8 protein-coding genes are annotated in these 11098 nt (G+C 70.6%); 2 read left to right on the forward strand and 6 right to left on the reverse strand.

The genetic code is table 11. The features are described from left to right. Nucleotides 1–75 precede the first annotated feature (75 nt). The 5 genes from NJE57_RS13125 to NJE57_RS13145 form a co-directional block, all read right to left on the reverse strand. Nucleotides 76–1215 (reverse strand): alpha/beta hydrolase family protein, encoded by a 1140-nt coding sequence (locus tag NJE57_RS13125; RefSeq protein ID WP_319028900.1) that lies wholly within the window; start codon nt 1213–1215, stop codon nt 76–78. A 194-nt stretch (nt 1216–1409) separates the two neighbouring features. Beyond that, on the reverse strand, nt 1410–3425 hold the full coding sequence (gene zomB / locus NJE57_RS13130) for a flagellar motor control protein ZomB (protein ID WP_319028901.1): 2016 nt from the start codon (nt 3423–3425) through the stop codon (nt 1410–1412). Between the two features lie 16 nt (nt 3426–3441). Continuing rightward, complete coding sequence (locus NJE57_RS13135; RefSeq protein WP_319028902.1) at nt 3442–4479, reverse strand: decaprenyl-phosphate phosphoribosyltransferase; 1038 nt, start codon at nt 4477–4479, stop codon at nt 3442–3444. Beyond that, a complete protein-coding gene (locus tag NJE57_RS13140; RefSeq protein WP_413464411.1) occupies nt 4476–5141 on the reverse strand; it encodes a phosphatase PAP2 family protein in 666 nt (221 codons plus the stop codon). Before NJE57_RS13140 ends, NJE57_RS13135 begins: the two co-directional genes overlap by 4 nt. Continuing rightward, nucleotides 5125–7131, reverse strand: coding sequence for a glycosyltransferase (locus tag NJE57_RS13145; RefSeq protein ID WP_319028903.1), 2007 nt, complete (start codon nt 7129–7131; stop codon nt 5125–5127). Before NJE57_RS13145 ends, NJE57_RS13140 begins: the two co-directional genes overlap by 17 nt. 202 nt (nt 7132–7333) lie before the next feature. On the opposite strand from NJE57_RS13145, the gene NJE57_RS13150 reads away from it, so the two are divergent. Next, the gene (locus tag NJE57_RS13150; protein ID WP_319028904.1) at nt 7334–8077 is read left to right on the forward strand and encodes a peptidylprolyl isomerase; all 744 of its coding nucleotides are present in this window, start codon (nt 7334–7336) and stop codon (nt 8075–8077) included. Between the two features lie 13 nt (nt 8078–8090). Here the strand turns inward: NJE57_RS13150 and NJE57_RS13155 are convergent, their stop codons facing one another. Continuing rightward, nucleotides 8091–9521: a DUF5129 domain-containing protein gene (locus tag NJE57_RS13155; RefSeq protein ID WP_319028905.1), complete on the reverse strand. Its 1431-nt coding sequence runs from the start codon at nt 9519–9521 to the stop codon at nt 8091–8093. A gap of 239 nt (nt 9522–9760) precedes the next feature. On the opposite strand from NJE57_RS13155, the gene NJE57_RS13160 reads away from it, so the two are divergent. Next, entirely contained in the window at nt 9761–11089 is a 1329-nt protein-coding gene (locus tag NJE57_RS13160; protein WP_319028906.1) for a hypothetical protein, read from the forward strand. Nucleotides 11090–11098: the final 9 nt, after the last annotated feature.

Here is an 11098-nt window from a genome sequence, read left to right on the forward strand (position 1 = left end):
TCTACGCACGGGGCCCCGGTGTGACGGGTGAGGACTCGCTGAGCGGAGCCCGATTCGTCGGCTATCCGGCCGAGATCACCACGCCTGCGCGTTCATCACGGGCAGGATCTGCGCCGAGCGGGCCGCGATGAGGTCGTCGTTCCAGTAACCCCAGCCGTGGATCCCGGTGTTGCGGTAGTCGAACGTCGCCTGGTTGGGCTCCGCGTTGAGGGTGTTCTGGAACGCGATGGTCGACCCGCGAGACAGGCCCTCGAGGATGATCCCGTTGAAGGTGTTGAACACCGACTGCAGACTGGTGGGCTGGTCGTACCGGCCGGGGATGGCCGAGCCCGCCGTGATGTACATCGGGATGTCGCGCAGCTTGTCCGCGTTGAGCAGCGGGTCGTTCTGCCCCCAGCGCGGGGAGCCCGGCAGGCCCCACATGGCGAACGGGTCGCACTTGCACTGGTCGAACATCGCGAGCGGGATCATGGTGTACATGCCCGGCGCGGTGGGGTTCATGTAGCCGGAGAACACCGAAACCTGCTTGAACTGGTCGCGGTTCTTGGCGGCGAGCATTGCGGCCGCGGACCCGCCCATGGACAGGCCGGCGATGGCGTTGTTGTCCGTGCGCACGCCGAAGTGCTGCTGCAGGTACCCGGGCAGCTCGTCGGTCAGGAAGGTCTCGTACTTGTACTCGACGAGGTTGCCGCCCAGGTTGATGGGCCGATCCCAGTCGGTGTAGAAGGAGACCTGACCGCCGACCGGCATGACCAGGGTGATGTTGTCCTGCAGGAAGATGCGCTGGGCCTGGGCGTCGCGCGTCCACGCGTTCCAGTCGTCGCGCGCGCGCAGTCCGTCGAGGAGGTACAGACCGGCGTTGCCGCCGAAGCGGGCGGGCTGGACCTGGACCTTGATGTGGCGGTTCATAGCCGGCGACCAGACGTCGCACAGCTGGACCCACGAGGCGACCGGGTCCCAGCTGCAGCCGGGGCGCAGCCAGTTACGGAAACCCACCGGGTTCTCGTCGCCGGCGACCGGTTGGAAGGCGGGGGCCGGCGGCGCACCGGCGGAACCGGCGGAACCGGCCGAACCGGCGGAGCCGAGGCTGGCCGACGAGCCCTGCTCGGTGGCCTGGGCGCCGACGAGAGCCGGGGCGCCGACGACGAGGCCTGCAGCCGTCGCCAGGGCGGTGAGCCCGGCGGCGAACTTGCGCCGGAGGGTGGTCTGGGACATTCGTGGGTTCCTTTGTTCGTTCCTGGTGCCCCCAGGGGATCCGGGGCATCGGTGACGTCCATCGGACCGGCCCCACCAGGGGAGGACCGGAACTGCGACATCGTTACTGTCGCGCATTCTGGGACAGGTGTTACAGGTCAGAGGTCGAATCGACCCCCGACTGTTACCGATTCGAGATAACAGTAGGCGCCACCCTACCGAGTGCCCTGGTACTTCTCCACTTTCTCCGGCATGGGCAGTCCGCACCTCTGCACCTCGTACGCAGGGATTCTGTTGATCCGGTACTCGGCGAATGAGAATGCATTTACCAGGTTGGACCAGCGCTTCTCCAGTGTCAACGGGCCCGTGTAGGAGTCGATCAACGCCTGCGTGGCAGGGCACTGGAGCGCCACCTCGGCCTGGTTCACCCAGTTGACGTCGATCCACCGCGGGAAGTTGACCGGGTCCTCGACCACTCCGGTGCGCGCCAGGACCCAGTCGTACGGCAGGAACTTGTCGTGTCCGATCCGCCCGTCCTCCATGCGGTCGGTGTGGGCGGCCAGGGGCGACGCCAAACCCACGGTGTCGTAGACGTCCACGTCGAGCGGGAGATTCATGCTGGTCATTCCCAGGTTGAGGAACACGACCGTCTTGAAGGGATCGACGGGCAGCTCGAACGGCGCCAGACCCGGCATCGGGCGGTCGTAGGACACCACGTCCCACCGGTCCTGGACGCCCGGGACGGGCAGGAACACCGCCCCCGTCCGGTTGGACGAGACGTCCCGCACCAGCGCCCGCATCCGCGGGAAGTCCAGGTAGTCGTCGGCCAGCAGCGGGTGCTTGTGGCCCGTGCGCTGGATGTAGAACTGCCGCTCGTCGACGATCCCCGCGGACGTGATGGACTCCGGCTCGGCGCGGAACGGGTCCTGGACCACCTCGACGGTCACCGCCCACCCGACGACGACGAGCCACGCACCGGCGACCACCGGGACGGTCACCCGCCGCACACGGGCCTCGTCCGCCCCCCGAGCGGGCCCGAGCGGGAGCGGGACCACCGAGACCGGCAGGAGGAACAGGAACAGGGACGGCAGCAGCACGCGGCCGTGCATGAAGTCCCCGCCCACGCGGGTGACGTAGGCCAACATGATCACCGCGACCAACAGGAAGGCGATCGTGACGACCGGGGTCGAGCGGACCCGGCTGCGCAGGCGGAGCAGCCGGCCCACCTCGTCGTCGTCGTCATGCGGTCCCGTGGCCTGGACCCGCGCGGCGGCGGTGCGTCGCGCCGCCCACAGTGACACCAGCCCCGCGGCCAGGATCATCACCAGCGGCAGCAGCAACACGTACGGCGACAGCAGGTCCCACAGGTATTCGACGCCCTTGTCCCACTTGGAACCGCCCGCGTCCTTGGCGACGGCGGTCAACGGATAGGGCAGGGCGTAGTAGGACATCCGCCAGATCTGGTACACCACCGGGGCGGTCCCCGCGATCACCACCAGCCAGCCCAGGTGCCGCCACGACTGCCCGGCCGCCGCCAACAGTGCCAGGAACACGACCGATGCCAGCGCCAGTTCCGGCCGCACCAGGGGCCCCAGCCCGGCGACCAGGGCGACGAGGGCCGTTCCCGCCGTGGGCAGGCCGGCCCGACCCTCGCGGTGCGAGGCCCGCGCCCACCGCTGCATGCCCAGCCACATGACGCCGATCCAGCAGATCACCAGCCCCGTCTCCAGGCCGGAGGTGGCGAAGTCCCGGGCGGGCGGCAGCATGATGTAGACCACCACGCCCAGCGGGAGCAACAGCACCGGCCCGCCCACGCGGGCGTGCCGGGTCCCGCGGTACATCACGCGGGTCCCGAGCATCGCGCACGCGACCGCGACCATGCTCAGCGTCAGCGCCAGGCCCAGCGCCACCAGCTCGAGCCGGTAGCCCACCACCTCGTGGGTGAGGTAGACGAGATAGGTCCACAGGGTGGAGGTGTTGGACTCGACCCGCTCCCCCGCGTTGAAGACGGGACCGTTGCCGGCGATGAGGTTGCGGACCGTGCGCAGGACGATCAGCCCGTCGTCGGCGATCCACCGCCGCTGCCAGGCACCGGCCAGGAAGACCGCCACCACCACGACGAGACCGGTCCAGAAGACCGCCGGCTCGATCCTCGGCCGCGTCGTGGCCGGTGCGGACCCGGTCGACGAGGTCGGCTCCGCTGCCGAACGCTCCCCGGTCACCTCCGACATCGCCCGCCCTTCCCGGTCAGGCGATGGACGGCACGATGTAGACGCCGATCACCACGGTCAGGACCCACAGCGCGGCCAGCACCTGCAGGACGCGGTCCCCGAGCGCGATGTCCTCGGGCTCACCGGCCTGGGCGGCGTCGACGTCGACCGCGTAGCGCAGCACCGCGATGGTGAACGGCACGATCGAGATCTGCAGCCACACGGCGGACCCGGACGGCTGCGTGGGGTCGGAACCGCGGTCGTACGCCCAGAGGGCGTAGCAGAGCACGAGGACGGTGGCCGAGAGCGTCCAGACGAACCGCAGGTAGGTGGGCGTGTAGCTCTCCAGCGCCTTGCGGATCTTGGCCCCGGTCTTCAGGTGCAGGCTGAGCTCGGCGTATCGCTTGCCGGCCGCCATGAACAGCGAACCGAACGCCATGACCAGCAGGAACCACTGGGAGATCTCGACCTCGGCCGCCGCACCGCCGGCCACCGCGCGCAGCAGGAAACCGGAGGAGACGAAGGCGATGTCGAGGACCGGCTGGTGCTTGAGACCGAAGCAGTACATCAGTTGCAGCACGATGTACACGGCCACGACGATCGCCAGCGCCGGGTGCGTGAACAGCAGCGAGATGCCGATCGACGCGATGATCAGCAACACGGCCATGCCGTAGGCCAGACCCACCGGGAGCACCCCGGCGGCGATGGGCCGGAAGCGCTTGGTGGGGTGCGCGCGGTCCGCCTCGACGTCCATCGCGTCATTGATCAGGTAGACGCTGGAGGCGGCCATGCAGAACGCCACGAACGCGATGAAGACCGAGAACAGCACGTTCGTGTCGGTGAGCGTCTGCGAACCGGCGGCGGCGGGCGCCGCGACGACCAGGACGTTCTTGACCCACTGGCGCGGCCTGAGGGCCTTGACCATGCCGTCGAGCAGGTTCTTGGGCGGGGAGCCCTTGGCCTCCTCCTCCGCCTCCGCGAGGTCGATCTCGTTGGCGGTGTGCGGCTCCGAGCCGAGGAGGTGGTGGTGATCGCCCCCGCCCCGGGCGGCCGGGACTCCGGTCTGATCGGTCATCGATTCTCCTCGGGGGTCAGGGTGGTGCGCGGTCCGCGTGCGCCGTCACGGAGCGCCTCCGGCAGTGCGCGTTGGACGGCGTCGGTGGGCCAGACGGCTCGGGTGAGCGCCGCGCAGCCCGCGCCGACAGCGGCGCCGGCGAACACATCCGAAGGGTAGTGGACGCCCAGCACGAGCCTGGACGCCAGCATCACCGGAACGAGGGCGGGCGCCACGGGGACGCCGCTCACCGCTCCGGCGAGCAGGGCGAACGCGGTGGTCGAGGTGGCGTGGGAGGAGGGAAAGCTCAGCGACGAGGGCGTACCCACGCCGACGGTGACCAGGGGGTGGTCGGGGCGCCGGCGTCGGACGACCCTCTTGACGACGACGGAGACCGCGTGCGCCCCGAAGCTGCCGACCCCGACCATCGCCCATCCGCCCCGGCGGGCCGGATCCGCCACCACGCCGACGGCGGAGATCGCCACCCAGCCCAGCGCGTGCTCCCCGACGTGGGAGAGCGACAGGGCCGCCCCACGCGAACCGGGCACCGCCAGGAGCCTGCGCTGGATGCCGGCCAGCAGCCTGACCTCTCCGCCGGGCACGGGGATCTCCACCGTCGGAGCCGCGCCACCGGCGCCATCGGGGTCGGCCGGCCCGCGTGCGGTCTCAGGCGTCGAAGACACGGCTCCAGGCCTCCTTGGTCACGAGTTCGGTGTGCGCGTCACGGTAGCGCCGGCGCATCTCCGGGAACCGGCGGTAGAGCTCGCGGTGCACGGCCACCGACTCCTTGAACAGGGACCCGGCCAGGTCGCGGTCGCGTTTGCGGTAGACCACACCGCGCCCGTCGGCGGTGGTGACGGTGGCGCCGTCGACCCTGCTCAGCGAGTACCAGCGCGCCTCGACGGGCGGGAAGTTGGCCTGGGGCACCGCGTGGTGCACCTTGTCGTCGCGACTCAGGGTGTGGGTGAGGCCCTTGGCCAGGGCGAGGACCTTGCCTGCCCTACCCCTGGGCTCGGAGTGGATCCCGGCCGGTCCCCCGGAGGGGGCGGGCAGGTCCACCGCCGAGGGGATGACGACCGCGTCGGAGAACTGCGCGCGCATCGCCCGCACCTTGGGAAGCGCGGCCGGCAGCAGTTCGTAGAGCGCCTCCGGTCCGCGCAGGAAGTCACGGATGGCCTCGATCTGGATGGCCACCGTCGAGTACTCCAGGCACACCAGGTGCTTGACCAGCGCCTTGAGGCTGGACTGCATGATCCCCTTGTGGTCGCCGTCGTGGTAGAGCGAGGCCACCACCAGGCGGTTGCGCAGGTGGAAGTAGGCCTGCCAGTCGATCGCGTCGTCCTTGTCCGACCACGCCATGTGCCAGATCGCCACGCCCGGCATCGACACCGTGGGGTGGCCGGCGCGCCGCGCCCGGAGTCCGTACTCCGCGTCGTCCCACTTGATGAACAGCGGCAGCGGCTGACCGATCTTCTCGGCGACCACGCGCGGGATCAGGCACATCCACCAGCCGTTGTAGTCCACGTCGATCCGGCGGTGGAGTTCCTTGGGGTTCTCCCGGTCCGTGAGGGGGTACCGGGAGAAGTCGTAGTCGTAGTCCGCGTGCGGGGCCGCGGTCCACATGAAGTCGTGGGCCCCCACCACCTCGCCCATGGTGTGGAGGTGGCTGCGCTCCTGCAGGTTGAGCATCTGGCCGCCGACCAGCATCGGGACGGTGGAGAAGCGCGCGAAGGCCAGGGCCCGCAGGATCGAGTCGGGCTCGATCTCGATGTCGTCGTCCATGTACAGGATGTACGGCGAGTCCGTGAGCCGCCGGGCCTCGTACATGATGCGGCTGTAGCCACCCGATCCGCCCAGGTTGGGCTGGTCGAAGATCCGCAGGCGCTCGCCCAGGTACTCGGCCGCCTCGGCGAACCCCGGCTCGTCACGCACCTTCTTCTCGCCCTGGTCCGGCATGAGCACCGCGTCCAGGACCGCGTCCACCTCGGGATCGGAGGTCAGTGCCCGGAGAGCGGCCACGGCGTCCCCGGGGCGGTTGAAGGTGGGGATCCCCACGGTCACCCGACGGTCGTTGGGCACCTGCACCGACGGGTCGGGAGCGCCGTCCGGACCCGCGTCGGGGCGGGTGGCCGGCGCGTCCACGGCCGAGTACCAGCCGCCGGCGAGCAGCTCCACGTCCGTGTCGGAGGTGAGGTCGAACCAGATCCAGCCGCCGTCCTCGAACGGGCCCAGGTCACAGGCGAACTCGACCGTCGTCACCCGGTCCGCGCCCGCCTCGCCCGGCTCACCGACCACGTCGCCGGTGACCGCGATGCGGGAACCGTCGATCTTGGACCGGTAGAGGTCCACGCGACCGGCGCCGCGGATCGTCAGACGCAGGATCACCTTCTCCAACACGGTCCACCGCCGCCAGTAGGCCGCCGCGAAGGCGTTGAAGTAGGTGGCGAAGGAGACCTCGGAGTCCGCGCCGACGCCCAGCGTGGTCCGGCCGGTCGAATGCGCGCGGCGGGCGTTGGTGGGGGCCTCGGCGAGGTAGAGGGACCTCACGTCGAGGGGCTCACCCGCCCGGGGCAGGATGATCCGCTGGAGGCATTCCCGCCCGAGCGGATCCGCGAGCCCGGCGACCGACCGCTCGACCTCGTCGACCAGTTCGTGGTGGCCGTGGTGTTGCATGTGGATGAGTCCCCGTCCCGACGGCCGTTCACTGTCCGCCCTTTGTGCACGTCGCGCGTCGCGCCGACGCTAGTCGAAAGCCGGGTCGATCGTACCCGGCGGGCCGGGCCGACCCCGCCCACCACGCGGAACCGGGGGCCACCCGTGTGGACCCGGCACGCGTGGACGCGGCCGATCCCGTCGATACCTCTAGTCTCGAGCCATGCACCTCACCGCTGCCACCCGTCCCCGTCCGACTGTCCGCTCCGCTCTCGGGGTCCTGGCGCTGTCAGTGCCCCTGGTGCTCGCCGGGTGCGGATCCGACGAGCCGACCACCGAGGACACGGCGGCCACCGGCACGAGCGCGGCGGCGCAGTCCGGGAGCGCCTCGTCCGACGGCGACACGTCCGAGGCAACCGCGGTCGAGTGCCCGCCCACCGAGGGCACGGCCGAAAGCACCACCTCGTTCGAGTCGGCCCCGCCGATGTGTCTGACCCCCGGCGTCGACTATTCCGCCGTCATCACCACCGACGCCGGTCCGGTCACCGTGGACCTTCTCGAGGAGAAGGCCCCGGAGACCGTCAACAACTTCGTGTTCCTGGCCCGCAACAAGTACTACGAGGGCGTCACCTTCCATCGCGTGATCCCCGGTTTCATGATCCAGGGCGGCGACCCGCAGGGCACCGGCAGCGGCGGCCCGGGCTACCAGTTCGCCGACGAGCTCCCCGCGGACGGCGAGTACGAGGTCGGATCGATGGCCATGGCGAACGCCGGCCCGGACACCAACGGCTCGCAGTTCTTCATCGTCACCGGCGACTCGGGTGTCTCCCTGCCGCCGGACTACAGCCTCTTCGGCACCGTCACCGAGGGGATGGAGACGGTCACGGCGATCGAGGACGACGGCAGCGCGCAGGGGGCCCCGCAGACGCTGCACACGATCGAGTCGGTGGAGATCCGGGAGAGCTGACCGCCCCCGCGGGTCAGTACCCGCTCGACCCGCCGCCGCCGGAGAACGAGGCGTTCGAGTAGCTCGTGTTGGTGGAACTCGCCGCCGCGGCCGCCTGCACGTCCTGGGCGTGCCAACTGGAGACCACGTAGAAGGGCACGAAGCCGTTGTAGCCGTACCCGGCTCGCCAGTCGCGGTCGTACAACCTCGGCGCGTGGCGGTCGTCCGCGTCGTCCGCCGCCTCGACGTCCGACATCTCGCGGGCCCGGATCGCCTCGACCACTAGACGGTAATCGACCACGAGCCTCGCGTAGCGGTCCATGAAGTCGGCCGCCCGCGTGTCCCGGGAGAGCTCGTCCGCACGTGCGTCCAGGGCCCTGGCCTCGGCGGCAAGCCTCTCGTCCTCCGTTCCCAGCGCGGCGGCGAGCATGTCCTCGTGGAGTTCACCGAGCTGGCGACGGCGCACGTCGGCGTCACCCTGCTCCATACGGAAGAGCTGGTCGATGTTCCTCTCTGCGGTCTCCATCTGATCGACCGTGGTGTGCGCGGTCTCGATGTCGTCGGCCTTGTCGCGGAACTCGGAATCCTTCGACTCCGGCCGCAGCTCACCGATCCGGCCCATGACCGTGTCCAGCGCGAGGAACCGGTCCCGCACGTCCGCCCACTGCGACCGCAGCTCGTCGTCGGCCAGCGGGGAGGTCAGTGAATTAGCGCGGATGTCCAGACCGTCCAGCTCCCCCGCGACCCGCCCGTACTCGCGGGAGACCCGGTCGTAGCGCTCCCTCGCCGTCGTCGCCTTCTTCTTCCGGCTCGCCGCGACGGCGGCACCGATCGCGCCCGCGGCCACGACCCCCACTCCGCCGAGAGCCCACGGCAGCCAGGCCGGCGCGCCCTCGGGCTCCGCGGCCACGACCGTGGGGTCGGCCGCCGCCTGCGCACCCGCCAGCAGCCCCACCGCGTGGTTGTCGCGCCGCATCGGGTCCTTCATCGCCTCGAGTGACCCGTCGAGATGCGGGCCCTCGAAGACGTCGAGCGCCGCGCACACGTCGTCCCCGCAGTAGATGCCGACCTGTCGCGCCTCCGCGTCGTTAGCCACGATCAGGGTCCCGGGCGCCCACTTCTCCCTGTCCTCCGACACGAGATCCGGCCGCTCGTCCTGCGCGAAACGCTCGGTCGTGTCATTGAGGTTGTCGTCCCCGTCGTCGAAGACCAGGTACTCGACCTGCCGCACCTGCGGCGGGAACGCGATGCGTCCGGTCTCGGTGCGGAGGAGTTCCTTGTCCCCGTCCGAGAGCACCCCGGCGCGGTCGTCGACGCCGACGCTGACCAGCTGAGACTCGGCGGGTGCGGGTGCGGGGGCCTGGGCGCGGGCCGGAGCGAACGGCATCAGGAGCAACAGAAGGGCCGCGGCGCCGAGCAGCACCACGAGCAGGAGGCGGGGGACGCGGGACACCGAGCTGGTCATGCGTCCACTCTAGGTGCGGAGCTTCGTCGTCGTCTCGCCCATTCCGGCAGGCCTGCAGATCGACCGACAAGAGTGCCGGGCAACGGGTCGGGTGCTCCCGCTCCCCCCGATGCTCGCCGGCCCGCCCCGCGGCGCGCGCGCGAGTTCATGCCCGGGAGCGCCTGTGGTCGGTGCGGACAGGCGCTCCTGCGGATGCCGGCCGGTGGTACGCACGCAGCGCATCCCGCTAGCCTCTTCCAGTGTTCATCCTGGAAACCCTCATCGCCATCACGGTCGCCCTGACCACCGCGTTCGGCGGTCTGGTCGCGGAGGATCTCATCACCCGCGACGCGGCCTGCAGCATCTCGGCGGTGCCGGATCTGTGGTCGCAGGAGTGCACCTCCCCCTCCCGCCTCGCCTGGTTCGTCGGGACCCTGGCGGTGCTCATCACGGCGATGGCCGTCCGCGCCTGGATGATCGCCCACAACGGCACCCTCTACTACCTGCGGCTGCTCCCGGCCGAGACCGCGGACCGGATGCGCGCCGCCGTGGACGTGGCCAACGCCCGGAGTCTGGACTTCCGTTCCGCGACCGGGTGGTTCGGCACCGACTACGAGGTCGTGGACCTGCGGCGCGAGGTCGACCACATCTCGGACGAGCTCGAACGTGCGATGAACGACGACGACGACGCGACCGGCTACGTCCTGGCCCCCAACCTGGCGTTCCCCGCCGCCCTGGCAGTGGGGTACGACACCCTCCTGCGCGAGCGCACCCACCTTGCGGAGCTGCCCACGAGCGCACGTCGGCGGCGACTACCCGGAGGGGATACCGGCGTGCGGACGGTGTACTTCGACGACGGCGACGACATGTGGGCCGAGCGCCGGTGGCGATCCCGCCGCAGCCGACCGGATTCGGAGCTGTCCATGGTCACGCTCGGCGCCGTGCCCCCTGAAGTCGGCGCGCCCTCGAATGCCGTCCCCGGGGACCGGGCGGCCGTGGGTCGCGTCTGGCTCTCGCTCCAGCTCGACGGCGGGGCAGCCGTATCCGAGGTCGATGCGCAGCATCCCCTGCGCGCGACGGCGGACCTCGTCGTCGTCGTGGGTCCCACCGCCACGACCGACGGCGTCGAGACCCTCCGGCCCTGGTCCCTCCCGGCGGGCCGGTGGTACCCGGGGGCGAGCGGTCGGCAGATCGACCGTCGGGCGTTCGCGCGGATCGTGGAGGAGCTCTCCGGCGCGGTAGAGCAGGTGCTGGACGACTATCCCGAGGCCGACGTGCTCCTGTCCGGACGGATGCCACGGAGTGTGGCGTTCGCGCTCGGCTACGTGATCTCCCAGCGCAAGGACGACAAGATCGAGGGCAAGCGCTCCGCCCACCACCCGACCCGCTCCGACGACACCCGAGCCGAGCGCGCGCAGGCCCTCGCGGAGAACGACGGCCTGAGTTCGCTGAGTCGATTCTGGTCCTCGGTCACCCCGGTGCTCGAGCACCTGGGCGAGGCCAAGCCGGCGCTGGTGCACGCCGCCCAGCGACCGGAGACGGTCCGCGCGCTGGTCGGGCACGACTCGGAGGTTCGCGACCCGCGGTGACGGCTCGTA

It is taken from the genome of Dietzia sp. PP-33 (genome assembly GCF_033790845.1).
Lineage (GTDB): Bacteria > Actinomycetota > Actinomycetes > Mycobacteriales > Mycobacteriaceae > Dietzia.

What these genes read in the sequence shown, in the direction of transcription:
- NJE57_RS13155 (WP_319028905.1), bottom strand. Translation starts at nt 9,521, where the DNA reads ATGACCAGCTCGGTGTCCCGCGTCCCCCGCCTCCTGCTCGTGGTGCTG.
- NJE57_RS13125 (WP_319028900.1), bottom strand. Translation starts at nt 1,215, where the DNA reads ATGTCCCAGACCACCCTCCGGCGCAAGTTCGCCGCCGGGCTCACCGCC.
- zomB (WP_319028901.1), bottom strand. Translation starts at nt 3,425, where the DNA reads ATGTCGGAGGTGACCGGGGAGCGTTCGGCAGCGGAGCCGACCTCGTCG.
- NJE57_RS13145 (WP_319028903.1), bottom strand. Translation starts at nt 7,131, where the DNA reads ATGCAACACCACGGCCACCACGAACTGGTCGACGAGGTCGAGCGGTCG.
- NJE57_RS13135 (WP_319028902.1), bottom strand. Translation starts at nt 4,479, where the DNA reads ATGACCGATCAGACCGGAGTCCCGGCCGCCCGGGGCGGGGGCGATCAC.
- NJE57_RS13150 (WP_319028904.1), top strand. Translation starts at nt 7,334, where the DNA reads ATGCACCTCACCGCTGCCACCCGTCCCCGTCCGACTGTCCGCTCCGCT.